At 38.6% G+C, this 25,694-nt stretch carries 22 protein-coding genes, 1 tRNA gene, 7 pseudogenes and 1 other annotated feature; of the genes and pseudogenes, 16 read left to right on the top strand and 14 right to left on the bottom strand.

Annotation, left to right across the window (positions count from 1 at the left end; genetic code table 11):
* Nucleotides 1-36 precede the first annotated feature (36 nt).
* The 3 genes from HGD77_RS09800 to HGD77_RS09790 all read right to left on the bottom strand — a co-directional run bounded on the left by HGD77_RS09800 (nucleotide 37) and on the right by HGD77_RS09790 (nucleotide 1,871).
* Complete coding sequence (locus HGD77_RS09800; RefSeq protein ID WP_004731534.1) at nucleotides 37-681, bottom strand: hypothetical protein; 645 nt, start codon at nucleotides 679-681, stop codon at nucleotides 37-39.
* Between the two features lie 93 nt (nucleotides 682-774).
* Nucleotides 775-1,122 (bottom strand): L-valine transporter subunit YgaH, encoded by a 348-nt coding sequence (gene ygaH, locus HGD77_RS09795; protein WP_004278941.1) that lies wholly within the window; start codon nucleotides 1,120-1,122, stop codon nucleotides 775-777.
* Complete coding sequence (locus HGD77_RS09790) at nucleotides 1,119-1,871, bottom strand: AzlC family ABC transporter permease (protein ID WP_004278940.1); 753 nt, start codon at nucleotides 1,869-1,871, stop codon at nucleotides 1,119-1,121. The genes ygaH and HGD77_RS09790 overlap by 4 nt, the downstream gene beginning before the upstream one ends.
* A 103-nt stretch (nucleotides 1,872-1,974) precedes the next feature.
* Here HGD77_RS09790 and HGD77_RS09785 point away from each other — a divergent pair, with 103 nt between their 5' ends.
* Entirely contained in the window at nucleotides 1,975-2,472 is a 498-nt protein-coding gene (locus HGD77_RS09785) for a hypothetical protein (protein ID WP_004645527.1), read from the top strand.
* Between the two features lie 76 nt (nucleotides 2,473-2,548).
* Here the strand turns inward: HGD77_RS09785 and HGD77_RS09780 are convergent.
* Together HGD77_RS09780 and ychF are read right to left on the bottom strand one after the other, a co-directional pair.
* A pseudogene (locus HGD77_RS09780) lies at nucleotides 2,549-2,677 on the bottom strand (superoxide dismutase); the annotation flags it as partial.
* A gap of 210 nt (nucleotides 2,678-2,887) precedes the next feature.
* Nucleotides 2,888-3,979 carry a redox-regulated ATPase YchF gene (ychF, locus tag HGD77_RS09775; RefSeq protein ID WP_168730801.1) on the bottom strand — a complete coding sequence of 364 codons (1,092 nt, stop codon included), beginning with the start codon at nucleotides 3,977-3,979 and terminating at the stop codon, nucleotides 2,888-2,890.
* 294 nt (nucleotides 3,980-4,273) lie between these two features.
* On the opposite strand from ychF, the gene HGD77_RS09770 reads away from it, so the two are divergent.
* Nucleotides 4,274-5,038 (top strand): glutathione S-transferase family protein, encoded by a 765-nt coding sequence (locus tag HGD77_RS09770; protein ID WP_004645522.1) that lies wholly within the window; start codon nucleotides 4,274-4,276, stop codon nucleotides 5,036-5,038.
* 64 nt (nucleotides 5,039-5,102) lie between these two features.
* Here HGD77_RS09770 and HGD77_RS09765 read toward each other — a convergent pair.
* A pseudogene (locus HGD77_RS09765) lies at nucleotides 5,103-6,500 on the bottom strand (hypothetical protein).
* Nucleotides 6,501-6,704: 204 nt separating this feature from the next.
* Nucleotides 6,705-7,254 (bottom strand): annotated as a pseudogene (locus HGD77_RS09760) (IS5-like element ISAba31 family transposase); the annotation flags it as partial.
* A gap of 92 nt (nucleotides 7,255-7,346) precedes the next feature.
* Between HGD77_RS09760 and HGD77_RS09755 the strand changes: the two are divergent.
* Nucleotides 7,347-8,209, top strand: a pseudogene (locus tag HGD77_RS09755) (IS982 family transposase).
* 21 nt (nucleotides 8,210-8,230) lie between these two features.
* On the opposite strand, the pseudogene HGD77_RS09750 reads toward HGD77_RS09755, so the two are convergent.
* Nucleotides 8,231-8,455 (bottom strand): annotated as a pseudogene (locus HGD77_RS09750) (transposase); the annotation flags it as partial.
* Nucleotides 8,456-8,734: 279 nt separating this feature from the next.
* On the opposite strand from HGD77_RS09750, the gene HGD77_RS09745 reads away from it, so the two are divergent.
* Nucleotides 8,735-9,205: an Lrp/AsnC family transcriptional regulator gene (locus HGD77_RS09745; protein WP_004645518.1), complete on the top strand. Its 471-nt coding sequence runs from the start codon at nucleotides 8,735-8,737 to the stop codon at nucleotides 9,203-9,205.
* 68 nt (nucleotides 9,206-9,273) lie between these two features.
* On the opposite strand, the gene HGD77_RS09740 is transcribed toward HGD77_RS09745, so the two are convergent.
* Together HGD77_RS09740 and HGD77_RS09735 are read right to left on the bottom strand one after the other, a co-directional pair.
* Nucleotides 9,274-10,023, bottom strand: a complete 750-nt coding sequence (locus HGD77_RS09740; RefSeq protein ID WP_004731522.1) for a YebC/PmpR family DNA-binding transcriptional regulator — start codon at nucleotides 10,021-10,023, stop codon at nucleotides 9,274-9,276.
* A 248-nt stretch (nucleotides 10,024-10,271) separates the two neighbouring features.
* Nucleotides 10,272-10,826 carry a 1-acyl-sn-glycerol-3-phosphate acyltransferase gene (locus HGD77_RS09735; RefSeq protein WP_004278932.1) on the bottom strand — a complete coding sequence of 185 codons (555 nt, stop codon included), beginning with the start codon at nucleotides 10,824-10,826 and terminating at the stop codon, nucleotides 10,272-10,274.
* Nucleotides 10,827-11,625: 799 nt separating this feature from the next.
* On the opposite strand from HGD77_RS09735, the gene HGD77_RS09730 reads away from it, so the two are divergent.
* Nucleotides 11,626-11,702: transfer RNA gene (locus HGD77_RS09730), tRNA-Ile, on the top strand.
* Between the two features lie 666 nt (nucleotides 11,703-12,368).
* Here the strand turns inward: HGD77_RS09730 and HGD77_RS09725 are convergent.
* Complete coding sequence (locus tag HGD77_RS09725; RefSeq protein ID WP_168730800.1) at nucleotides 12,369-13,241, bottom strand: hypothetical protein; 873 nt, start codon at nucleotides 13,239-13,241, stop codon at nucleotides 12,369-12,371.
* A gap of 109 nt (nucleotides 13,242-13,350) precedes the next feature.
* On the opposite strand from HGD77_RS09725, the gene HGD77_RS09720 reads away from it, so the two are divergent.
* Both HGD77_RS09720 and HGD77_RS09715 read left to right on the top strand, forming a co-directional pair.
* Nucleotides 13,351-13,530, top strand: a complete 180-nt coding sequence (locus tag HGD77_RS09720) for a helix-turn-helix domain-containing protein (RefSeq protein WP_168730997.1) — start codon at nucleotides 13,351-13,353, stop codon at nucleotides 13,528-13,530.
* 146 nt (nucleotides 13,531-13,676) lie between these two features.
* On the top strand, nucleotides 13,677-15,854 hold the full coding sequence (locus HGD77_RS09715) for a DUF3987 domain-containing protein (protein WP_228761432.1): 2,178 nt from the start codon (nucleotides 13,677-13,679) through the stop codon (nucleotides 15,852-15,854).
* Here the strand turns inward: HGD77_RS09715 and HGD77_RS09710 are convergent.
* A pseudogene (locus tag HGD77_RS09710) lies at nucleotides 15,847-16,594 on the bottom strand (IS5 family transposase). The gene HGD77_RS09715 and the pseudogene HGD77_RS09710 sit on opposite strands and share 8 nt — an antisense overlap.
* A 315-nt stretch (nucleotides 16,595-16,909) precedes the next feature.
* Nucleotides 16,910-17,230, bottom strand: a complete 321-nt coding sequence (locus tag HGD77_RS09705) for a hypothetical protein (RefSeq protein ID WP_168730799.1) — start codon at nucleotides 17,228-17,230, stop codon at nucleotides 16,910-16,912.
* Between the two features lie 396 nt (nucleotides 17,231-17,626).
* Between HGD77_RS09705 and HGD77_RS09700 the strand changes: the two genes are divergently transcribed.
* The 3 genes from HGD77_RS09700 to HGD77_RS17150 all read left to right on the top strand — a co-directional run bounded on the left by HGD77_RS09700 (nucleotide 17,627) and on the right by HGD77_RS17150 (nucleotide 19,489).
* Nucleotides 17,627-18,717, top strand: a protein-coding gene (locus HGD77_RS09700; protein ID WP_155118356.1) for an IS4-like element ISAba33 family transposase whose coding sequence is annotated in 2 segments (ribosomal slippage) — nucleotides 17,627-18,167 and nucleotides 18,167-18,717 — 1,092 coding nt in all. Because the reading frame shifts where the segments join, the coding sequence is not laid out codon by codon here.
* A 51-nt stretch (nucleotides 18,718-18,768) separates the two neighbouring features.
* On the top strand, nucleotides 18,769-19,026 hold the full coding sequence (locus tag HGD77_RS09695) for a helix-turn-helix domain-containing protein (RefSeq protein WP_228761431.1): 258 nt from the start codon (nucleotides 18,769-18,771) through the stop codon (nucleotides 19,024-19,026).
* A 340-nt stretch (nucleotides 19,027-19,366) separates the two neighbouring features.
* Nucleotides 19,367-19,489: a hypothetical protein gene (locus tag HGD77_RS17150; protein WP_267463973.1), complete on the top strand. Its 123-nt coding sequence runs from the start codon at nucleotides 19,367-19,369 to the stop codon at nucleotides 19,487-19,489.
* Nucleotides 19,490-19,526: 37 nt separating this feature from the next.
* Here HGD77_RS17150 and HGD77_RS09690 read toward each other — a convergent pair whose 3' ends face one another.
* Nucleotides 19,527-20,459: an IS5 family transposase gene (locus HGD77_RS09690; RefSeq protein WP_168730797.1), complete on the bottom strand. Its 933-nt coding sequence runs from the start codon at nucleotides 20,457-20,459 to the stop codon at nucleotides 19,527-19,529.
* A 211-nt stretch (nucleotides 20,460-20,670) separates the two neighbouring features.
* Here HGD77_RS09690 and HGD77_RS09685 point away from each other — a divergent pair, with 211 nt between their 5' ends.
* From HGD77_RS09685 to HGD77_RS09660, 6 genes and pseudogenes are all read left to right on the top strand, one after another.
* The gene (locus tag HGD77_RS09685) at nucleotides 20,671-21,606 is read left to right on the top strand and encodes an ABC transporter substrate-binding protein (protein WP_168730796.1); all 936 of its coding nucleotides are present in this window, start codon (nucleotides 20,671-20,673) and stop codon (nucleotides 21,604-21,606) included.
* Between the two features lie 32 nt (nucleotides 21,607-21,638).
* Complete coding sequence (locus HGD77_RS09680; RefSeq protein WP_168730795.1) at nucleotides 21,639-22,502, top strand: ABC transporter permease; 864 nt, start codon at nucleotides 21,639-21,641, stop codon at nucleotides 22,500-22,502.
* The gene (locus HGD77_RS09675) at nucleotides 22,495-23,295 is read left to right on the top strand and encodes an ABC transporter ATP-binding protein (RefSeq protein WP_168730794.1); all 801 of its coding nucleotides are present in this window, start codon (nucleotides 22,495-22,497) and stop codon (nucleotides 23,293-23,295) included. Before HGD77_RS09680 ends, HGD77_RS09675 begins: the two co-directional genes overlap by 8 nt.
* 349 nt (nucleotides 23,296-23,644) lie before the next feature.
* Nucleotides 23,645-23,797 (top strand): annotated as a pseudogene (locus tag HGD77_RS09670) (RNA 2'-phosphotransferase); the annotation flags it as partial.
* A gap of 53 nt (nucleotides 23,798-23,850) precedes the next feature.
* Nucleotides 23,851-25,070, top strand: a protein-coding gene (locus HGD77_RS09665) for an IS3 family transposase (RefSeq protein ID WP_153566658.1) whose coding sequence is annotated in 2 segments (ribosomal slippage) — nucleotides 23,851-24,127 and nucleotides 24,127-25,070 — 1,221 coding nt in all. Because the reading frame shifts where the segments join, the coding sequence is not laid out codon by codon here.
* Nucleotides 24,126-24,242 (top strand) — a sequence feature (AL1L pseudoknot). It overlaps the preceding gene by 117 nt.
* A gap of 281 nt (nucleotides 25,071-25,351) precedes the next feature.
* Nucleotides 25,352-25,675 carry a helix-turn-helix domain-containing protein gene (locus HGD77_RS09660; protein ID WP_168730792.1) on the top strand — a complete coding sequence of 108 codons (324 nt, stop codon included), beginning with the start codon at nucleotides 25,352-25,354 and terminating at the stop codon, nucleotides 25,673-25,675.
* The last annotated feature ends 19 nt before the right edge of the window (nucleotides 25,676-25,694 follow it).

Here is a 25,694-nt window from a genome sequence, read left to right as displayed (position 1 = left end):
TGACCAACAGTTTTATTTATAAAGTTTTTCTAGATTTTAATAAGGAGGCGCTGTCATTTTCACATCGCTGTCAGACTGCGTTTGCAGAAGATAAATCCCGCTTTGAGACTTGAGCTTTTCTATTTGTGCAACTTGTTCAGTATTGATATTTAGCATCTTTAACAGACGTAATGTACGAACATGCAGGAAATACGCATAGGGCAATACAAAAGGCAGTACAAAGCACAGCAAAAATAACAGTAGCCCAAAAACTGTGAATTGAATGCAGTCTCGCAAGATGGTGGTGAGCTGGAACTGATCTGCTGAAAAGGCGGTAGCTGAAAAAAGAATAAAAAGGAGCGCAAATAAACCAGCAAAAATTTTTAGAGTATTCGGCAGGACACGATGTCTGAAGCTCCATTTACCCAAAATCAATGTCAAAGGATGAAGATGCAGCACGTGTTGGCTCTGATTAAGCATAGCAATAATTTGATGGGTGCTATTCTTTTTAATATAAACCACCCGAACTTGATCTGCTGGTTGAGCATGTATTTCGACAAAATGTCCGGTAAAATTTTGAGCATTGATAAAACATTCAAAATATTGTGCCGGCACTTCATGTCGATGGAATACGGTTAACATTTCATCGCGCCGATGATGAATAAAGATTTTGCCTTCAATCACCTGTTTGACCTCAAACATGCGCATCCTTCCTTGTTTTTATTGTTATATAAAAAAGACCTATACTATGAGTTTAGCATAAGTCTTTGTTTCGATTGATCAACGAGTTAAAGCTTAAAAGGGTACTGGAACATAGGTGTAAACCAGGCCATAGGTGAGCGCTGCGGTCAGTGTCGCCATCACAATACGTTTAAACTTAAAGTACAAAACCGTGAGCACAATAAAGCCAACCAGCATCGCAAAACTTTTATTCGGCGTTTCTAATAAAGGTGGCAGGGTAGCAACTACCAACATGGAGCTGATCGCAGCGATGCCAATTGAACCCAAGGCAATTTTTAGCCACAACGCTCCGCGTTTTTGCGAACCTTGCTGAAATTTTTGAATGACAAAAAAAGGACCAAAGCGCGAGGCAAAATTGGCAATCCCGACTAAAATCCCGACCAGAATAATCTCTAGATTCATGCTTGATCTCCTGCGTGTTCAGGATCTGGCTGTTTCAAAATATAGTGCTTGAACAGGCCTGCGAAAATACCAGAACTGATACCGATAAAGATCGCGGCAGACAGGTCGATAAAATAACAGGCAATCGCAGACACCAGAATTGTGACAGCTACAACAAAAGTATGTTTTTTCTCAAAAGCGGCTAACAAGAAGCTCAGGAACAGCGCAGGTAACAAGAAATCCAGCGCAGCCTGTAAGAATTGCGGCAGGTTGCTGACCTGATCGGCAAACAATCCACCGAGGAAAGATCCGAGTGCCCAAGACATCCAGCTAAACAGGCTTAAACCGAGCATCCAGGATTCTGACCATTCCTGTCGCCGTTGCGAGAGCTTGATCATGCCGGAGGCAAAAACTTCATCGGTCAAACCCCAAGACCAGATTGCCGTTTTCTTTAAATTCAGCCGGTCTTGAATCAGATTTTGTAACGCAGGGCCATAAAGCAGATGACGAATGTCCAAGGCAATCACGGTTAATGCCGTCATCCAGATAGATGTTCCACTACCTAAGAGAGCGACCACCAGGAACTGGCTGGCACCTGCATACATCGAGCAGGACAGGAACAGTGCTTCCCAGGCGGTAAAGCCAAACTGAGTAGCTGACACACCAAAAGCAAACGACACTGGTAAATAAGTGAAGATAATCGCTTGGCTATCTTTTGCACCTTGCCAGAAGCCAGCAGGTTGCGTAGCGAGTTGATTCGGTTCAGACACGACACACCTTGAAGGAGAGTTGAACGATGGGTCAAATGAAGATTGTGTATTCTACGTGAATTTAATAGCATAGTGCCGAAATGTTTAAATTGGCGAGCCTGATATGTGGATGTTCAAGACACGTGCGATGCTGATTGCTGCTTTAATAAGCACGGCAATATTGTTACAAGCGTGTGGGAATGACAGTCAATCGACTGATAAGCCAGAAATTAAACCGGCACCTAAATTGACTAATGATGCGACGACTTATGCCAATGCCGCATGGCAACTGATCAATGAAGTGGATCCACTGGTCTATAATAAAGAAGTGGATCAGCTGGAAACACAGGTACGTCAACCAGCACGTAAATTGAGTACAGACTGGCGTATTAATGTCAAAATGACCGATTCGGTGACCGAAGGCAAATATGCTCTGTGTCGTAAAGCTTTGACCAGTCTGGAAATCTGGGCGCGGACGACCATGGAAAATGGCAACAGCCTGCAACAAAAACAGGCGGATTATGAGCGGGATAAACTGCAATGTCAGAATGCCATTGCCCATCCTGCACTCGGAAATACCGATCCTAAGCAAAAAGGTACTGCAATTGCCAATATGCAATAAACCTTTGCCCATTTAAATGTACTTATAAAAAGCCAGTCTGAATGACTGGCTTTTTTAGCAAAATAAGCTTTAAAAATAGGGCATCCACGATATTATTGATATAGGTTTGATGATGCTTGCTATGATGAATTTCCATAGTCTTGCTATCGATATGAGGCTCTAGCGCATCATAAGCATAAGGCAGTGCAGGCAAGGTGTAGCTCATTGGCAGGATTCCTTGGTGAGAATGGAATTAGGTTATTTTTCATTAGATTTAAGATACGCTCTAATTCAATATTTTTATATGAGAATAGTTATCATTATTGTTGATATGTATTGATCTTATGCGCTTCTAGCAAGCCTGTTATACGTATGAATCCTCTTTTTATAAGCAATAAAAAAGCCCCAAGAAGGGACTTTTTCAAACAGCAAATACTTAGACGTTAAAACGGAAGTGTAAAACATCGCCATCCTGAACGATGTAAGTTTTACCTTCTAGACGCCATTTACCTGCTTCTTTCGCACCGGCTTCGCCGTTGTACTGCACGAAATCATCATAAGCGATACATTCTGCACGGATAAAGCCTTTTTCAAAGTCGGTATGAATCACGCCTGCTGCCTGTGGTGCAGTTGCGCCAACTTTTACGGTCCAGGCACGAACTTCTTGCACGCCCGCGGTGAAGTAAGTTTGTAGGCCCAGTAATGAATAACCTACACGAATTACGACGTTTAAACCCGGCTCTTCCATGCCCATTGCTTCAAGGAATTCAGCACGGTCTTCATCTTCAAGCAATGAAATTTCAGCTTCAATCTGGTTGCAAAGTGGAACTACAATCGCATTTTCTTCAGCGGCCAATTTTCTCACTGCATCTAAATGCGGGTTATTTTCAAAACCGTCTTCAGCAACGTTGGCAATATACATGGTTGGTTTAAGCGTCATTAAACCAAAGCCACGTACCAGTTTACGCTCGTCATCATCTAGGTCCGCTGCGCGTGCCGGTTTACCTTCATCCAGTAAAGGCTGGATTTTTTCCAGAACGGCTTTAGTCGCTAAAGCTTCTTTGTCGCCACCTTTGGCAGATTTGGCCAAACGGGTAATCGCTTTTGCTACTGCATCCAAGTCTGCAAGCGCAAGTTCGGTATTAATCGTGGCAATATCATCTAATGGATCAATACGACCATTCACATGAATAACGTTTTCATCTTCAAAACAACGTACCACATGAGCGATTGCATCAGTTTCACGAATGTTGGCCAAGAACTGGTTACCCAAGCCCTCACCCTTAGAAGCACCCGCTACCAGGCCTGCGATGTCTACAAATTCCATAGAAGTCGGAATAACACGTTGCGGTTTAACAATTGCAGTCAATTTGTCTAAACGTGGATCAGGAACAGGTACAATTCCGGTGTTTGGTTCGATCGTACAGAAAGGGAAGTTTTCTGCAGCAATAGCAGCTTTGGTTAAGGCATTGAAAAGTGTAGATTTACCAACGTTCGGCAAGCCGACAATACCGCAATTAAAACCCATGAAATAACTCACAAAAGCGTTATATAAAAATTGCCCCCGATTTTACATGAAAGCACGACTAAAGTCAGGTCATGCGCTTGTGGTTTATTGCAATCAAATGCTTCTGGCGACCTAAAATGACTCGCTGAGCTTTCCGGGATGTGTAGTGAGTCCACCAACCATAGAGGAATAATCAGCCAGTATTTTACTTTTGAATAAAAATCACATTGTTTTTCTAAAAGTGAGTGACTAAAGTATCTGAATAAAACAGCGGCCTACACGCCCTGATCCAATAACGATAAACATGGAGCATACATGCGAACTTTATACCAGTTTCCTTTATCTCACTTTTGCGAAAAAGCACGTTGGATGCTGGACCATAAAGAGCTGTACTATGTTGCTCACAATCTGATACCCGGGGTACACCGCGCTTTTGCCCGCCTGAAAACAGGCCAGAATCGTCTGCCTATTTTGCGTGATCAGGATCGATGGATCGCAGATTCCACCCAGATTGCTCTGTATTTGGATGATACTTATCCAGAACATCGTTTACTGCACGCAGAAGGGTATTTTCGAAATAAAGCTTTAGAAATTAATGAAATTACTTTGGAATTGGGTCGTCATGTCCGTCGCTGGATGCTCTCTCAAGCACTGACTTCTGATCATGAATCTCTGGATATTTTAATTGGTGAGCAGGGCTATCTGCGCCAGTTTGAAAAATTTTCTAAACCTTTATTGAAAGCGATGGTGGCCAAGGGTTATGCATTGAATGAGGAAACCGTGGCGGAATCTAAACAACACATCGATGTTGCTGTACAGCAGCTCAATCAGATGCTGGTCAGCCAAGGTGGGCATTATTTTGTCGGAAATCGTTTAGGTCTGGCGGATATTGCAGTCTGTTCCATGTTGGCACCGCTTCTGGCGATTCCAGGTACGCCGTGGGAAAAAGAAAATTTTGAAACCTTGTCCGAAGAATATCGCGACTATCAGCAGTATTTGAATGAGCTACCACTGGGTGAATATATTTGCCGTATTTACCGAACCGAACGCAATGCACGGGTAGACTGGCGTGGTGTATAAGTTTAAATGCTAATTCAAGAATTAAAAAAACGCGCATGAAGTGCGTTTTTTAATGAGATTATGATTAACCCCAAGGATTAGGCTGGTCGATATCAATATTTTTAGTAAAATTATTGAGGAGTGAACCAAAATCAAATCCGGATGAAGAACCGCCACTGCCGATATTCTGAATTGTATCTTTAATGCCCGGCAGGATAGCAGACAGATTAATATTGGAATCAGTCGTACCCACACCTTGGACAAGATCACCGAGGTCAGGCAATTCAATCGAAGAGCCACTACCAACCAACTGACCAACACCTTCGGCAATACTGCCTAAGTCAAAGCCGTTTGAAGCAGAGGAAATACCTTCGATCATACCACCCAGATCCAGATCGCTACCGAGATTGAGATTGCCTAATAATCCACCTAAATCTATGCCATTTGAACCATTCGCAATCAGACCGCTCAGTAAGTCAGTGAAGCCACCGACATCAAAACCACCTGTTGCATTTCCGCCTACAAAGCCGCTAATTAAATCGGTAATAGCACCAAGATCAAAATCACCGCCTGCATTGCCACCGATTAAGCCACCTACCAGACCTGCAATTGCTCCAATATCTATATCACCTAAACCGTCAGAACCATCGATCAGACTACCGACCAATTCAGCAATTTGTGCGATATCAATTTCACCATTACCGCCAATCAGGTTGCCGACCAGACCTGCGATGGCACCAATATCTACACCGCCCAATCCGCCAGAACCACCGATCAGGCCACCAACGAGCTGAGCAATTTGTGCAATATCAATCTCGCCATTGCCACCGATTAAGCCACCCACCAGACCTGCAATTGCTCCAATATCTATATCACCTAAACCGCCAGAACCACCGATCAGACCACCGACCAATTCAGCAATTTGTGCGATATTAATCTCGCCATTACCACCAATCAGGTTGCTGACCAGACCCGCGATCGCACCGATATCAATATTGCTTGAACCGCCGATCAGGCCACCGACCAGTTGAGAAATTTTACCAATATCAATATTGCCTGTACTGCCGCTCAATAAGCCGCCCACCAGTTTAGAAATAGCCCCAAGATCCAGGCTGCTGCTATTGCTCCCCATTAAGCTCTTTAATAAGTTGGTGACCTGGGTAATATTAAAGCTACTGCCATTGGATTGAGTTAAGCTACTGATCAGGCTTTAAATATTTAAATTTGAGGCATTCGAACCAGAAAACTGAGTTAATAAATTGCTGAGATTTGTCGTACTCAGGCTGCTTCCAGAAAGGAGATTATTTAATAATGAGCTGACTGAAGGTTGAGTATTGGATCCGGTGAGATTGCCAATAAGATTGGTGAGGGTGCCTGATGTCGTTCCACCGAATAAGCCGCCCAATAAGCTCTTCGTTTGGGTTTCGACGGTTAAAACAGGACTCACTTTTGTTTTTATCAAGCTTAAAAGTTTAGAAGCCATGACCGTTCCTTGTGTAATATTTTTGAAATGCGCTATTTTTGTTTTTAAAGCGCCTTTGTTTTAATCTATTTCTATACACTTGTAAAAGATGGACGGTTAATTCGTGTAGGGGCTGAGAGGAATAGCCTATCTGTTGTCGTGTTTACCCAATTTAAATAATTTAAATAATTTAAAAATAAAGATTTAATTAGGGTCTGTTGACACTTACTGTTCATAATTAACCCTATAAAGGTAGCCATAAAAATATACAGGCTAAAGCAACAGAACTTTGATAATTTCTCTTGAGCTTGTCATATCGAGTAGCTATTCCTCTAAATTGCTTTAATCTACAAAACATATTTTCAACTAAATGCCTGATTTTATATAAATACCAGTCCATATGGTCATTGTTCGATTGGCTATTTGTTTTCTTTGGTATATTCGCTTTAGTTCCTGTTTTCCTGATCTGTTCACGCAGTGGTTCTGAATCATAGCCTTTATCTGCGCATACCACTTTTGTCTCTTTTAAATCTAATGTTGATATTAAATCAGGCGCAACTTTAACATCATGTGTGGTTCCATCGGTAATCATGAAATCAATAGGGTTGCCATGTGCATCAACAATCAAATGTATTTTTGAGGAGTTTCCTCCTACACTTTTAGAAATAGATTGATTCGCTATGCCGGCAGAATGTTGATGAGCACGTACATGAGAGCCATCGATAAAAATCCACTCCATATCGGGGCATGAGGCTAGTAATTTGAATAATCTAACCTGAGTTCGACATAAAAAATAAATAAAAAAAAGCCTTAGCATCTGTAATATCTTGGTTACGAAGACAAAACATTTCAGAGCAAGGCTTTTTCATGGACTATATTACCGAATTATTTTGTATCTTGGATGATTTCTGCAAAAAGTTTAATGAATCTTTAGAGAAAGCTCTAATTTCTGATCAAAAAACAACAATGAAAAAGTCAGCTTTAAGCTTGTCTGAAGTCATGACCATTGTCATTTTATTTCATAAATCCGGGTTTAGATTTTTCAAATATTTTATTGTCATATGATCATCCCATTTTGGAAATCAGCTTTTCCCAAGCTTCTTAGTTACAATCGTTTTATTGAAATTATGCCGCGTTGTTTGCAAGCTTTGAGTAGTTTCTTCCATCAAGTTAAAGGAGAAGATACCGGAATTTGTATTATTGATTCGACTAAATTGGTCGTTTGCCATAATCTTAGAATTAAAAGACATCGTGTATTTAAAGGCTTAGCTGGTCGTGGTAAAAGTAGCACAGGTTGGTTTTATGGATTTAAAGTCCATATTGTTATCAACAACTTGGGTGAAATTATTAATCTCAAGATTACATCGGGAAGTGTTCATGATGTTGCTGTACTTGAATCTTTAACCCAAGAGTTAAAAGGTATTTTACTGGGCGATAAAGGCTATCTGAGTAAAGCAAAAACTGAAGCTTTAGCAGCAAGGGGGCTCAGACTATTAACCCCGTCACGCAAGAATATGAAAAATAAACCCATCCAAACTGAAGAAGAAAAACAATTGCTTTGCAGAAGAGGATTGATCGAAACAGTGAATGATCAGTTAAAAAACTTACATCAAATTGACCATTCACGTCATCGTTCGGTGAATAACTTTATGGTGAATATTATGGCTGCTATAGTGGCTTATTGCTTAAATCCAAATAAGCCAACTTTCCAAAACTTGCTAAAAAGCTAAAATATTTCATCGAACTCAGGTTAATCTAAGTAACTTACCGCTACTTGACCAACGATTAAAACGTTTGAAAATAGAGTTTGAATAACCAAAATAGGAAGGAATATCTCGCCACGGACAGCCTGTTCTAATTCTATAGAGAATAGCTTCAATAAAATTGCGTAAATTTGAGTTGTGGTGAATGGATAAATTACGCAGAATAACTTTCAACTTTTGCCAGTGTTGATCTGTCAGCATGGTACGAGGCATAGCGAATAGTAAAATTGGGTTTGGCGATTTGATTTTACTACTTCGCTATTTTTTTAAGCTAAAAGTGTCAACACACCCTAAAAATACCATTGGTCATATTTTTAATTAATGCGATTAACGGTCATTTAAACCCTCCTGAAAACCGTATTTATAAAATGAAATCCCATTTGGAAAAAAATTTCAGAATATGAAAATTTTGTGAAAAATAAATAAATATTGTATAACAGAGATGGCGCAAAATTTTCTGCATCTATTGATTATTGATATAAGAGTATAAAAATGGAACTGGATCGTTTCGATAAACATATTCTAGAAATATTGACCCATGAAGATGTCAATCTGAATGAACTGTCCGAGCGGGTGAATTTATCTGTCAGTTCGGTGCATCGCAGGATCAAACACTTAATCGATCATAATATTATCAGTGGCTTAAAACGTGAAATCAATTACCAGAAATTAGGTTTCAGCCTGCATGTGCTGTTACAGGTATCCTTAAGCAAACATGATAGCGATACTTTTGCTAAATTCCTGGAAGAACTGGAAAGTATTCCCGAAGTGATTAATGCCTTTTTGGTCACCGGTCAGTCTGCGGACTTTATTGTCGAAGTGGTGGCAAGGGATATGGAAAATTATAGTGAAATCCTGCTTAAGCGGATTGGAAAAATTGAGCATGTGGTGGCACTGCATTCCAGCTTTGTCATTAAAGAATATAATGTCTTTAACTGTAGCGGATTACTCAATAAAGTTTAATCAAAGCTAGGGTGGTCGACAGCCACAAAAAAACGCACCCTAAGGTGCGTTTTTTGAATCAGTGACAGTTAAGCATCAAGTTCTGCTAAAACAGCATCTGAGAATTCAACGTTGGTATATACGTTCTGTACATCATCCAGATCTTCAAGCATATCAATCATTTTCATGATTTTTTTCGCTTGATCGATGTCGGTGATTTCTGCTTTGGTTGAAGGACTCATCACCACTTCAGCATTGTCAGATTTTAAACCTGCAGCAGTTAAAGCATCTTGAACATCACCGAAAGCTTCAGGTGTAGTAATCACCAGGATTTCATCTTCAGTGACTTCGATGTCTTCCGCACCTGCTTCTAATGCCACTTCCATGATTTGATCTTCCAAAGAAACATCTTCAAAAGTAATCTCGCCACGTTTCGTGAACAGGAATGCCACCGAACCGTTAGTGCCTAGGTTACCATCAGTTTTAGAGAAGCAATGACGTACGTCAGGCACAGTACGGTTCAAGTTGTCAGTCATGGTTTCAACAATAACCGCAACACCACCTACACCATAACCTTCGTAGGTCACTTCTTTCAGGTCGTCGTTATCTTCGCCACCAGCACCACGTTGAATGGCACGGTTGATCACGTCACGTGTCATATTCACTGATAATGCTTTTTCAACCACAGCACGTAGACGAGGGTTGCTTGCAGTATCTGGACCACCAAGCTTTGCAGCAGTGGTTAATTCACGAATGTATTTGGTAAAAACTTTACCACGACTCGCATCTTGTTTTGCTTTGCGATGTTTAATATTGGCCCACTTGGAATGACCCGCCATGCGAACTATGCTCCTTGTAGATTGGCTGTATGCCTATCAGAATGCCGAAATTCTACCATAAGCGTTTTTTTAAAAAAAAGTGCCTGGATTTGAGATTTCAGGATAAAAACAAAAAAAGTGCAATATCGAGGAAAAATAGAAAGAGGATAGGGGGATTTATAATTCTATTTATACATTTATATGGACAGATGACTTGGACATAAACAGCAGAATCGCTGATTATGTCCGTGCTTTTATTTTTAAAAAGCTTATTCTGGAATAACGATATCCAGGCCAACCTTGTCTTTATATAGTTGCTTGATCAAAGCCAGGTCATGCGCAAGGTCTGTCGGATAGATCTTGCCAAGAATGCCACCTTGCTTGGTTTTGGAATTGGCGTATAACAACACGATTGGTACATTGGCAGCCTTGGCAATATGCCAGAAACCGGTACGGATTGGTTTGCGTGCTTCACCTTGTTTAGCCCGTGTTGCTTCGGGAGCAATCACCAGATTGAACTTTTCATTGTTCTGAAAATGTTCCACCATCTGGGTCACGATATCTTTACTGGCCTTGCGGTCAACCGGAATACCACCCACAGCGTTCAATAGCGGTTTAAACGGTCCTTTAAATAATTCTTTTTTAATCAAGGTATGAACCTTGAGGTCATAAATCTGGAACAGGGCAATTGACAGTACCGCATCCATCATTGAGGTATGTTCAAACCCAATAATGACCTGTTTATCTTCAAGCACATCGGGTTCGACATGATATTGCCAACCTGCAAGTTTAAATGCAGATTCGCCAAGGAATTTATTTAGCATAAGTACGGAGAAGTAAAAGCTGTATGTAGAGAACTGCATAATTTCATCTTGTTCGCCCATACAGTCAATAGGCTTTCCAATAAAATCAGCGAATAATGTAAAAATCTATGATTTATTCATCTTTTTAAGCTGCAAGATTAAGAGTTAATATATATAAATAAAACAATATTAATATCTTAAAAATATTAGTAGATACAAAAAAAGTCTTAAAATGATGAAAAAATGACTATCCAGAGCACACTTTAGTTATTAGACTTTTGTCGAAGAAGAAGACTGATACAGGTCTTTTCTATTTTCTTATTCTTTCTACTCTGAGATTGAAAAGTATGACGTACATGACAGCCTTCGTAGTCTCCCTATTGATTTTTGCGCTTATAATTGTATGGTCTTTGATCGAAATTAAGCAGGATTTACATAAAGACGAAGAAATGAAGTCTGAATTCTAGTCATTCTATCTTCTTGAGCTCAAGGCTATTCCTTTAACAGTGCTGCCTGAGCAATAAAGAATTTTAATACCTTATAGATATACTAAGACCTTAAATCTATCGGTTTTACCCTTAGTAGACCGGATTAAATTCAAGATGGCAGGCTCATTTGTCTTAAATGATGCAGCATGTATCTCATTTTTCTATATGCCTCCTATACTGAAGTCTTAAGTAACTGAATTTTGACTAAGACAAGTCGCCCATGATTGCTGCCTAAATGTTCAAGCAGTTATAAAAGCACTTGTCTTTCCAAAAAATCTTAGCTAGTATTCATGGCGCCTGAACTTATTGATAAATAAAGTTTTCAGCATATAGGGCCTATAGCTCAGTTGGTTAGAGCAGCGGACTCATAATCCGTTGGTCGACAGTTCAAGTCTGTCTGGGCCCACCATATAAAACAACCACTTACGTGTACTAATCGTAAGTGGTTTTTTTGTTTTTGGATTTTAGTAAGCACATGGTAAGCAAAATAGATCAACTATTACATCTCGAGGGTTTTGTTTCGAAAATATATGAAAGACAAGCCTTTATTGCATTCATAGCAGTTAGGGCATAACTTTTACATGATGTACATCTCATTCGGTAAATCTTAGACTACTAAAAGCCTTTTGGTATTAACTAAGAATTGGCAAGGGTATCTGAGACATCGACTTACTAGAGTATGGAGCGACGTTTCGGTGTGGTTTCTCATCAGTTGCACACAGTGGAGTAGCTTACAGATAATGGCAGTTGTTTATTGTTCGTCCAACAGTACGTGTGCTTAGTCACAGGGATTTCATATTTGTACAACACCGATTCGCAGTCCACAAAGTTGATGGAATAGCTGAAGCTTTTGTTAAAAAGTTTAAACGCGATTATATGTATATTTGAATGATGTGCCTAATGCACAAGCCGTGATGAAGTGCTTACCTATTTGGATTAAAGATTACAATTGCAATCATCTGTATAGTGGGCTAAAAATGAAATCCCTTCGGGAGTTTCGATCGTTAAAATTAGCAAGTTAACTGTCCGTTTTACGGGGGTAATACAAGTATGGCTTGGTTGTTTAGTAAATTTTTTATTTTAACAATTGAAGTACCTCTAAACTAACATAGAAACATCCATTATCTTCGATATCAATATAAACTTTAGAACCTTGATATTGTTCACCATCGAGTCGAAAATTCTTGAATCTGCTTTCTAAGGGATTATATTTTAGTGGGTTTTTTGTAATAGCATTCACTATGTGTTCTAGTAAACCTATTTCCCTTAGACAATTTTCAGCATCTATATTCTTGAGATTTAGTTCTTTAGGTGGAGTGAAATGTAGAAAAAGTAATTTTAAAAAGTAATATCCAATTGCACCAAATTGATCGATTATTGGATTTGTGTTTATTTCAAAATATTTTATTACATGTTTTATCATTGGGGTATTTAATTCAAATTTAGCCTTATAGTATTGATAAACAATAAAACAATAAAACAATAAAACAATAAAACTATAAAACTCTAATACGTTTTCAAACATTGAAAAATCATGATTAAAATTAATATTTGTTTTTTCAATAATTTTCTGTGTTTGGTAACTTAACTGATTGTAAAAGTTGTGAAGGTCTATTTTTCCCCTTGGCAATATTTCTAAGAAATTCCATATTGGGTGATTGAAATAAGTAGAGGAGTTAGGGATTTTATGGTTTACAAACTCTACAGTCTTTTTACTTGGAGTATGTGATGCTATCGAATATGTGTACCAAGTGTTGGATCCTTCTTGATCAAAATAATCATCTAATTTTTTCGTGCTTGCCTGCAAATTAAGTATTTCATTCTCTGAAGGGTGAATATTTCTTGTTAGATTAGAGAATAAAACTTTTTCACTTACGTATTCGTACCAAATTAAGGTTTTTAGAGTAACTATAAAAGTTTTTTTGGGACGACCTGATTTTTGATTCATGTTTTTTACTATTAGTCAAGTGTGAAGAAATTCAATTATATCATTACACTTATTAAAACAACTAAAAAATATTAAAAAGTACTCAATTTATTCAAAAAGGTACTTCATGATGAAGCAAGAAAGCTTATTACTTACAACAGTCGAAGCAGCAAAACTTCTCGGTATGCAACCGCAAACTTTGCGAAAGTGGGCTATTTATGAAAATGGACCTATTGTTCCTAGACGCCATGGTCGTCTGTTACGTTGGAATCGGAATGAAATTTTGAAATTTGCTGGAGAAATTAAATAATTTTCTCCTGAAAATCACGATTTTTTGAAATTAATTCCCTAGCATAGATCTCTCTTAAAAATTTTATATAAAGTGTTCTACTTGTTAATTTTATAAGTGGAGGGGAGGGATTTTGCTTTAATTTAAGATTTAATAGGCAGTATAGAATGCTTAAAGATGATTCTAAAAAAATTAAAGTTATTGTTAATCGAAGCGAATGTGATGATCGTGTCTTCTATGTTGAAGATGCTGACCCTTTGGTTGTTAACACTGATCCAATGACGTGTTTCAAAACCGAATATTTTTCTTTAGAAGAATTTTCTAAAGATTGTCTTGATTTAATAAGATTTGTTGTTAAACAAGAGTGCTATATTTATTCAAAATATCCCTTTCATGATTGTGCGGGTTGTATTGTTTTACCTTTAGTTAATCCTAAAAAATTAATAGAAGTAACAGGTTATCAAATTTCAGGAACTATCCATAAATATGACATGGCAAAAGAGCCATTTAAATTGATAGATTCTCAAAAAGTATCCTTTTCAATTGGAAGGGGTGAAATAGCGGCAAATATTAATAAGAAATATATGCCTCATGTAATAAGTACTGACAACATGGATCTATTCCTTCAAATCGCTAAAGCTGGTGAGGCTGTTCTATTTCATAAAAATATTGATGTGGCTTATCAAATTATAAATAGGGGGATGCCTGAATCGATGTTTCGTATGATGGTAGGCCTTAATGAGCCTAAGCACAACCAAGATCTATTTATAAAACTGGATGCTAGCTTTAAGGCGCTTTCAAGAGCTGGTATCAAGAAACTCTTTATAGAAAAAGTTAATTATCTCAAAAAGGCAATTGATGCTGATACATTTAAACAGTATTCAACAGAGGAAGTAGAAGAGCGGCATAAAGTTTACTGGGGTGACTTAATCCCTTTGGTACAGGCAGATGCATCTACCACAATTCCCTACCCAATACATGCACTACCCCCAATGGCGAGAGGAGCTATGTACGCTATTGCTGAGCATGTGCAAGCACCTATTGCCATGACTGCCCAATGTGTCATCGGTGCAATGTCACATATCGCACAGGCACACGTAAATGCACCCCACCCATTCAATGATAAGGGCGAACCGTGTGGACTGTTTTTACTGACTGAGGGGCAAAGCGGAAGCCGTAAAAGCACCAGCAGAAGCCTAGCAGATAAAGCCATTATTGAGTATGAGCGCAAGCTGTACGAAGAATATCGCCGTGAGCTTGAACAATGGAAAAGTATGGTGGCTGGATTGGATAAAAAAGAGAAAACCGAATTTTTAATTACCAACCCACCACCAGCCGACCCCATTACACGGTTCAGCGACATAACGCTCGAATCACTGGCAGGGTTATATGTGGACGGCGTTATTAAAAATGCCTCAATCTCAAGCGATGAAGCGGCTCAATTCTTTGGTGGTCACACCATGAAGTCAGACACGCGTAACCAAGCACTAGGCGGTTATGCAAAGTTATTTGATGATGGAACGGTAGAGCGTACACGCTCAAAGTCAAACCTCAATGGAAGTGGTCGAGCGTATGACGTTCGATTAACTTTCAATTTACAAGGTCAGCGCGAAGTATTGGCTGATGCGCTCAAAGACCCAGTGTTAAGGGGGCAAGGTTTTTTACCTCGATTTATTTTGACCATTCCAGAAAACCTAGCTGGAACGCGCCTACAGGATGAAACGCACAAAACCAATGATGCTAACCACGACCAGAGATTAGTTGCTTACTGGGCAAGATGCGCTTACTTGCTCGATGAATGTCCCCTACCACGTACAGCAGAGCATCCTCATGGTGAGCGTTACGTCATTCCAATGAATAAGGAAGCCGAAAGTTTAGACTTGGAGTTCTACAACGAAATCGAGCGTTTACAGGCCAAAGGTCAACGTTATGAATATCTACAGGCCTTTGCTAGTCGTGCAAGCCAATTGGCACGCCGTGTGGCGACTGTATTTGCATTCTTTGAGGGATTGACTGAGATAGACAGTAAAACATTATCAGGTGCATGCGAGGTTATCCGTTATTCATTAGGTGAATGGGAGAGATATTCAGAGATTGAACGCGCTAAAGAAAGTGAAGCTGAAAAACTCTTTAAAAATATTTTAGCTAAATGCATCAAAGCTAAAACAAATCGCATCTTAAAAACTTTAGCTTTAAAAGGTGCGCCATCAAACTTGCGAAAAGTTAGACAATTTGACTCATGTTTAAATGAGTTGATTGATTTTCATTATGTTCGAATGGTGACTGTGAACCGATCGATCTACATCGAGTTAAATCCTTTATTGCTAGGGCGTGTCATTAATTAAGCCATATCATGATTGAGGCAAGGTAGATCGCTGACAGGAAGTTTTGAGCTAATTTATCGTAGCGCGTAGCAATACCTCGATATTGCTTGAGCTTAGCGAAGAAATTCTCGATCAGATATCTTGCCTTGTAGAGATCTTGGTCGTAATCACGCTGATCAATCGCATTACTTTTGGACGGCATCACGATCTGACTATCGATCTTATGGATCGGATTAATCACCCGATCCTTGGAATTGTAGGCTTTATCCATGAGCCAAGTCTGACTTAATGATAAGTCCAGCAGCACATCAGCACCATTTAAGTCATGAACCTGCCCAGCAGTGAGATAAAATCCAGTTGGGTTACCCAAGGCATCAGTACGGGCATGAATTTTGGTACTTAAGCCACCTTTACTGCGTCCGATCGCCTGTTCTTTTTTTTCCGGCACTATGTTGATGAGCGCGTACAATGGTTGAGTCCAGCATGGCATATTCATTATCACTGTCATGTGATAGCACTTCAAAAACTCTCTGCCACACGCCTGTTTTAGCCCAACGGCTAAAACGAGTATGTACGACTCTAAAATCACCGAACCGTTCGGGTAAGTCTCGCCACGGAATACCTGAACGATAACGAAAGAGTAGTGCTTCAACAAATAATCGGTTGTCTTTAGCGGTTACACCAACAGTACCCACCCGTCCAGGCAACAGATTCTTAATCCGTTCCCACTGATCATCTCTTAATGCATAGCGTTTAGTCATGAAAAAATAATGAGGACAAGTTAGGTTTTCTCAAGCTAATTGATGACAGGCCCTAAAATAGCCGCGATTTTTAGATTTTTGGTTGTAATGTTTATTTACTAAGGCCTTTTATGTCGCAAAGTGATTGCGACACGATTGCGAAACTATGGTTTAAATTGCGACAGTCAAAGTAAATCGCAATACAGTGCAAAGATATTGCGAAGCAAAAAGCCTTGCAGTGCAAGGCTTGCAGAGGTAATCGCAGAATCGCAGGGAACTGCACGACAAGACGTCATGTAACATTGTAAGCTTTGAATCGAAATATGGTCACGTAAGTTACGTTATATAGGTATCAAGATGAACTGTGGTGGAAAAATCAGAAAAAAGTTGTTTATATACAGTTTGTATATTAATTAACGTGAATTGCTGAAAACCATACTTTTCAAAATACCGATTATCAACGTAATAAGCTAAAGCTTCATACGTGTTCAGGTCTGTAGCAACATTGAGCTGCCTGCAAAATGATGAGTTATATTGCAAATTTAATTCAGTTTTTTCAATAATCTTCGTTGCAATTATTTTAGAAATATGACGTACATTCAGATTTTTAATTGCTGGATGGATAAAAATAGGGATATGGCTAGGTGAGTTGCTCATAATAGACTCCAAGCGAATTTACTTAAATCGTCTGTTATGAAAGAATGTAAATGTAAAAGTTCGAAATTTTACATCTTTCATTTCAGTGTATTGAGATGAAAAGCATGAGTGCTTTATTGTCGAGATAAGGCACTCATGCATATACAATACTATTCATATAATTTTCCTCCTTAAATTTCTTTTAAAGATGTCTTTTTATCGAAATAGACAATAAAATACTGTCAATATATATATGAAAACTTGTCTATATAGTCAAGTTTTTATTGTCGATTTATGGTGTTTTATGTTGATTGAGATGGATTCTGAGCTGTTTTGTAAAAGGCTTCTTTGTACACGACAAAAAAAGATAACTCATTGAAATAATGGCATAATACTTGTTTTCTGAAGACGAATATAATGACACATTTCAATGAGTTATATCTCATCTTAAACAAATATCTAAAGTGGAACAAGTCACATGCAAAATGTTTTACACTGATTATGCTTGCATTAATTGTAAAACAGACATGTAATCTTTCTTCTGCATCTAAAGCCTTACCCATCAAGTGCTTACCACAATCATTTTATCGACGTATACAACGCTTCTTTGCAGATCAGTATTTCGATTATCGTCAAATTTCTCAGTTAATTTTCAATATATTTTCATTCGATAAAGTCCAATTAACTTTGGATAGAACTAATTGGAAATGGGGAAAACGAGATATCAATATCTTGATGTTAGCCATCGTCTATCGTGGAATAGCGATACCTATTGTTTGGACATTGCTCAATAAACGTGGAAATTCAGATACAAAAGAGCGTATTGCTTTGATTCAACGCTTTATCTCCATTTTTGGTAAAGATCGTATTGTGAAAGTGTTTGCAGACAGAGAATTTATCGGTGAGAAATGGTTTACATGGTTAATTGAAAATGACATTAACTTCTGTATACGTGTTAAAAAAACTTTATTGTGACCAATCACTTGGCCAAGAATCATAAAATTAGTGATTTATTTCGTCATCTTCAAGTTGGTCAAACTGAATGTCGTAAACGACGTATTTGGGTTGGTCGAGTGAAACTGTATATTAGTGCGCTACGATTAGAAGATGGAGAACTTTTACTTGTTGTTTCTCCTATGTTTAATGCTTCTGCTATTCGTGATTATGCATTACGCTGGGAAATCGAAACGTTATTTAGTTGTCTCAAAGGACGTGGATTCAATCTTGAAAATACTCGTTTAACAGACCCTAGACGAGTCAAGAAATTGATAGCAGTGCTAGCTATGGGTTTCTGTTGGTGCTATTTAACAGGTGAATGGCAACATGATCGGAAAAAAGCGATAAAAATAAAGAAGCATGGACGACTTTCAGTAAGTTTATTTCGCTACGGTTTGGACTATGTTCAAATGGCTATTCTACGTTTGATTGGTTTTGGAAAAAAAGAAGAATTTAAGAAAGTGCTAGCAATTTTAAGAAAGAAAAAGCCTGATAGGACAAGGGTCCTATGAAATTTGTCGTGTACAGAGAAAAGGCTTAAAGAAATAAGAGCACAAAGGAAAATGACACAGCAGGATATTTCTGAAAAAACAGGGATTCCATCGACCTCAATTTCCCATATTGAAGCTGGCTCTCGAAAGCCATCTTTGGAAAATTTTTATAAGCTTATTGTTGTTCTGAATGTGTCTGGTGATTATCTCTTAGGGCGTACAGATCAATACTCAGATTTAGGCACCGATCCTATTTCAAAATCAATTCAAGGTTTACCAGAGTCTGAGCGAGAGATAATCGAGAAATTTATCTTATCTCTACGTTCTTGAGAGAAAGTCCTGATGAAAAAATTAGAATATTCTAGTTAAAATTATGAGTAAATTGCTTAAAATTCATGACAAAGTATTTAATAATGAGAAATATCTCACGGTCTTTTGATTAAGCTCGAAGTGGAATTTACTATTATTTTACTATTGCTGTAATTAACAGGTTAAAAGACTGCTCAAGCAGAAATTGCTGGGTATTTATTACGAAAGTGGAATGTTGATTGTTTAGTAGGTTATCAGATAAAAAGCAGAGATTTATTCATGACTAAAAAAACGAAACAATTTATAGTCTTTCAAGCACAAGCCTAGCACTTGGCTATGAAATGTTAAGAGGAATAAAATAATGGAAAATGTATTCAACTTTAGAGATGAATTAATAGATGAATACAGTTCGTTTTCCAGAAGCTTTGTATCTATTGCTGCCAGCGACATAAAACAATTAGTTGAGCAGGGCTTTGTTGCATAAAGGTTTGAAAGGCTGAGTTCCCTTAAGCTACTCAAATTTAAGAGACAACTTGGGTATGAGGGCGACCTAATTCTGTGAATTTATTCAAGACTGCCATGCGTGCATGGATCTCATTCACCTGACTTGGAAAACTCCGCGCTGTTAATTTATCGCCTAATAATTTGATGCAATGCATCTTGGTTTCAACCAAACTTCGACGGTGATAACCAGACCACTTTTTCCAAAGCGATCTGCCTAGCCGTTTGACTGTCTTTAATAATTCGTTCCGCTCTATAGACCTCGCTTGCTGATCCTTCCAAGGCTTTGCATTCTTTCTAGGTGGAATGATCGCATGTGCATCTCGATCTAAAATGACTTGTCGGCAGTGCTTTGTGTCATAAGCACCATCTGTATAAACAGAATCAATTGGTTCATCCAAGGGAATTTGAGCAAGTAAATCTTCGAGTACTTGAGAATCACTGACATTATTTGTGGTGAGTTGTACTGCACGTATTTGCAGGGTTTTAGCATCTATAGCAATGTGAAGCTTACGCCATTGGCGACGATATTCAGCCCCATGTTTCTTGCGTTTCCATTCACCTTCACCAAGAAACTTCAAACCAGTAGAGTCTACGAGTAGATGCAGTCCATCACTACTTTTTTGATAGCTAATCGCAATATCAATATGCTTTTGTCTACGACAAAGGGTGGAATAATCCGGAGCTGTCCAATCTAATCCGGAGAGTTTAATCAGACTTTGAACAAAACCTGTGACCATACGTAAAGAGAGTCGGAATAGTAATTTGATCATTGAGCAGCATTGAATCGCTGTATCGGAGTAGGTTTGATTTCGACCTTGCTTGCCTTGTGATTGTGCATACCACTGAGTCTTTGGATCAAACCAAATGGAAATATTACCTCGGTTAATTAAGGCTCGGTTATAGGATGACCAATTGGTTGTACGGTAGATTTTAGAGGCAGGCTTATTCATTTTGAAATTATATTGCTGAATAAGCTTTTGATGCTAGGTTTGTGCAACAAAGCCCCAAAATAATAATAATATTTTCTTAACATACCATTATGATGTTTAATTTATTTAAAATAAGTGCAAATAATTGGCATAAATCATGCTTTAACCCAAGTGATTGAAAAATCTTGTATACAACAAAGTGTACAAAAACTATAGCTTTGGGGGTCAAACCATGTCTTTACGTAAATATTTAATGCCATCTTTATTTATTTCTAGCGTTATTTTATCTCCTGCAAGTTATGCAGCCGATCAAGTAATTAAAGTAGGCACCTTAAAAGTGATTAACTCCATTGTGCCGCATTTTTATGAAAAATTTACCCCACCAGGTTACAAGATTCAGGTCATCCCTTTTGAAACCCCTACAGATGGTAAAAATGCGGTTGTCACCAAATCGGTAGACTTTGGAACTTATGGTGTGGCAGCGGCTATTTTGGGTGCCAGCGTTGGTGAACCTGTAAAAGTAATTGCACCAAGCGGTAATGGTGGTGTTGGCATTGTGGTTGCTAAAAATTCAACTGTGCAGAAGTTTAAAGATCTCAAAGGCAAGAAAGTAGGGATTTTACCCGGTTCAACTCAGGAAGCTATTTTTCTTGAACGCCTAAAAGAAGAAGGCATGACACTAAAAGACATTAAACCTGTCCGCCTAGCGTTTAGTGAAATGGCAGGTGCATTAGAACGTCATGATATTGATGCCTATGCAGGTTCAGAACCAGGACCTTCTGTCAATATTACACGTGGCACAGGCAGAGTGCTTGAATATCCCTACAAAACAGGAGTGGGTAATTTAAATACTGTCATGACTACACATGCCAATACCCTTAAAACCAATCCTGAACTGGTTAAAGTTTTCTTACAGGTTCATAAAAAAGCCACCGAATATGCCAATAACAACCGTCAGGCAGTGGCAGAAATGGCCAGCAAAAGATTGGGGTTATCTGCACCTGTGGCTGATTTAGCTTCTAAAAACGTATCTTTTAGTTGGAAAGCAGATGCAACATGGAATAAACGTGTTCAGTACTACAGCACCATGATGCTTGAGCGCAAACAAATCCGTAAATTACCGACCTTTAACCAGTTTGTAGATACCAGATTTATTCCTGCAAATTAATTGAATTTAATCAAAATCGAGGGGATATTCTCATGGGAAAATCAAATTCTGGTGCGATCACAGCAGATACAGCAGTGAGTTTCTCAGCGCCTGCACAGCAAAAACGTAAATTTAAAAATTGGGCGTTTACTTGGTTAGTTCCTATTATTTTGCCAATTCTTTTATTAATCGCTTGGGACATGACTGTACGGGCAACAGGAACCATGTTAGTGCCATCACCCAAAGAAGTGGTGCTAATGATTTGGGATTATGCTTTTGGTGGTATTTATGATGATGCCTTCAGTGGCAGTCTTGCCACCAACTGGATTCATTCTATCAGTCGAGTATATGGCGCATTTGCGCTTGCTGCATTGGTTGCCATTCCACTTGGCTTACTGATTGGTAAAAATGCAAAAGTTCGTCAGTTTATAGATCCAACCTTACAAATTTTACGCCCTATTCCTGTCACAGCATGGCTTCCGCTTTCTATGATTTTCTTTGGTGTGGGACCAAATGCAGCAATTTTCATTGTATTTCTTGGCGCGTTTTTCCCCATCGTCATTAATACGACTTTTGGTGTGAAATCCGTAGAAGGACGTCTTTTTGAAGCAGCAGCTATGTTGGGTTGTAAAGGTCCATCCATGTTCCACCAAGTGATTTTACCTGCATCTTTACCCTCTATTTTTAATGGTTTACGTCTAGGACATGGCATTGCATGGTTTTTAATTGTCGTAGGTGAAATGACAGGTGTCCAAGAAGGCTTAGGCGCCTCAATTATGGATGCCCGTATGTTGTCACGTACGGATGTGGTGATTGCCGGCATGATCGTCATTGGTGTAAGTGGTTATATCACTGATCGCTTATTGGTTGCACTCAATAACTATTTATTAAAATGGAGCCCACAACATAATGTCTAATCTCTCTAATTCAACAACTGCAAAACCGATTTTAGATATCCAACATGTCAGCAAAGTGTTTGATTTAAATGGTCAATCTATCCATGCCCTTAAAGATGTTGATCTTAAAATTCAAAAGGGGGAATTTATTTGCTTGATTGGTGCTTCAGGCTGTGGCAAATCGACTTTACTCCGCATTATGGGTGGTTTTGAAACGGTTTCAACAGGCAGTGCCACCATGTATGGTGCAGAAATTACCGAACCTGATTCTCAACGTGGTATGGTGTTTCAGGATTATGGTTTATTCCCATGGCTCACTGTCCGTCAAAATATTGCTTTTGGCCCCAAACAACGTGGCTTATCTGAAGCAAAATTAAAAGAACTGACCGACCATTATCTTGAAATGGTCGGACTCACCAAATTTGCCAATCACTTCCCGAATCAATTATCAGGTGGGATGAAACAACGTGTATCCATTGCACGTGTACTTGCCAATGATTGTGAAGTGTTATTAATGGACGAACCTTTTGGTGCCTTGGATGCTTTAACTCGAGAAAGTCTACAAAATGAATTATTAGATATTTGGGAAAAAACCAATTTAACGGTGATTTTTGTGACGCATGCGGTTGAAGAAGCTGTTCTGCTTGCCGATCGTGTGGTGGTCATGACTGCAGGACCAGGGCGAATCGAACGCGATTATTCGATCCCGCTTGCGCGACCACGACAAATTACTTCACCTGAATTTAACCAAGTCCGCCAAGAATTAACTGATATGCTCAGTAGTCATGTCGGTCATCATGGCAAATCCCATTAACTGATTAAACCTATTTTGCCACGGTTTAAAGGCTATCAAATTTACCTGTGATGATATGGGTCATAGGTAAATTGATACCCTTAAAGAACGGCTATGCTTCTATCTTATTTAAAAATTCAGAAAAATAAATAGTGTAAAATCTAAACATTATCTTAAAGCAACACAGGTTTCTTTTGATATTTCCTCACCCTCTTATAAGGCCACTACGGTAAACAAATTTAAACATTTAAGTCAAACAACAAATGATAAGCTTTTCAAACAACATATAGACAACATATAGATGTTCATTTTAATCTCCATATATCCTAACAAAGTACAACGCTTACGCCACAAAACCGATTAAAGAACCATGAATACAATTGAAATCAGTAAATATCTAAGTTTTATTTTAAGACATAAACCCGAAGAAATTGGTTTAACCCTAGATGCCGAAGGCTGGGCAAATATCAATGAACTTCTCGAAAAATCACCACCTATTAAGAACGTTCATCTTACTACTGAAACTTGAACCGTACCGGGTTTGTCGGAGACCAACTTTCCTGAGAGAATGTTCCGATGAAAAAACCAAAATATACCCCTGAAATCCGAGATAGAGCGGTTCAATTATTGATTGAATCCGAAAAAGATTATCCATCGAATTGGGCTGCAATCACTGCTATTGCGCCTAAGATAGGTTGTACTCCTGAAACACTGCGTGTTTGGTATTTAAAACATCTCGATCAACAAAATCCTATCAAAGTACAACAGGCATCAGATCAAGAAAAAATGAAGCAGATGGAACGTGAAATCAAAGAATTAAAGCGTACCAATGAAATTCTACGTAAAGCAGCTGCTTTTTTCGCCCAGGCGGAGCTCGACCGCCCACACAAATAATGGTGGATTTCATCCATAACAATAAAGACTTATATGGTGTTGATGCGATTTGTAGGATTTTACCGATCGCAGCTTCAACCTATTACCGAACTTTAGATCTCGCGGACAATCCAGAACATCGAGCGAAGCGAAATTTACATGACTTGCATCATGCTGAACAAATTAAACGAATTTGGAAGGAAAGTTCAGGTCGATATGGTGTACGTAAAGTCTGGCAAAAACTGAAACGTGAAGGCTATATTATTGCACGCTGTACTGTTGCTCGATTAATGAAAAAGCTAGGTATACAAGGTGTTTGGCGTGGTAAGAACAAACAAACCACCCGTAGCCGAGATGACCAAAAACGAGCAGATGATTTAGTGAAACGGAATTTTAGTGCTGATCGACCTGACCAATTATGGGTCAGTGACTTTACGTATATTCAAACAAATTCAGGCTGGGTCTATACCGCCTTTATTATTGATGTGTTTTCACGAGCAATTGTTGGATGGAAAGTATCTACACGGATGAATACAGATATGGTGCTCGATGCATTGGAGCAAGCATTGCATGATCGCGGCATGCCAAAGAATGTGATTCATCATTCCGACAGAGGTGTGCAATATCTTTCCATTCGCTATACCAATCGTTTAGAAGCAGCAAATTTACGAGCATCAGTCGGTACGACTGGTGATTCATACGATAATGCTTTGGCTGAAACGGTGAATGGCTTATACAAAACAGAGGTGATTGAATATCTAAAAGCAGATTGGCAAGGTTTAGCAGATGTACAACTTGCGACACTAAACTGGGTAGATTGGTTCAATAAAAAGCGTGTACACAGTGCACTGGGTTATGTATCGCCTTTTGAGTTTGAAGCAATGTACTATGATAAGATTAACCCGTTAGGTCAGGTGGCCTAACTTAAATAAAAAAGTCTCCGACAAACCCGGTACGGTTCAGAATGTAGTAGTAAAACGTCGAAATTTTACATCTTTCATTTCAGTAACTTGAGATGAAAAGCATGAGTGTTTTATTGTCGATATAAGACACTCATGCACATACACTATTCTTCATATTAAATTTCCTCTTTTAATTTCGTCTGATGATGTCTTTTTGTCGAAATAGACAATAAAATACTGTCAATATATATATGAAAACTTGTCGATATAGTCAAGTTCTTATTGTCGATTTATGGTGTTTTATGTTGATTGAGATGGATTCTGAGCTGTTTTGTACACGGCTCAAAGAAATAAGAACCCAAAGAAAAATGACACAGCAGGATATTTCTGAAAAAACGGGTATTCCTTCAACATCTATTTCACATATTGAAGCAGGCTCTCGAAAGCCGTCTTTAGAAAATTTTTATAAATTGGTGGTGGTACTGAATGTTTCAAGTGATTACTTGCTTGGGCGTACCGATCAATACTCAGATCTAGGTACAGACCCAATTGCTAAATCGATTCAAGCGTTACCAGAGACCGAAAGAGAGATGATTCAGAAATTCATCCTGTCTTTGCAAAAGTAACCTATCCATATTCATATAA

This window comes from Acinetobacter sp. NEB149 (assembly GCF_012516415.1).
GTDB lineage: Bacteria > Pseudomonadota > Gammaproteobacteria > Pseudomonadales > Moraxellaceae > Acinetobacter > Acinetobacter lwoffii_V.
This window is presented reverse-complemented; position numbering and strand designations above follow the sequence as displayed.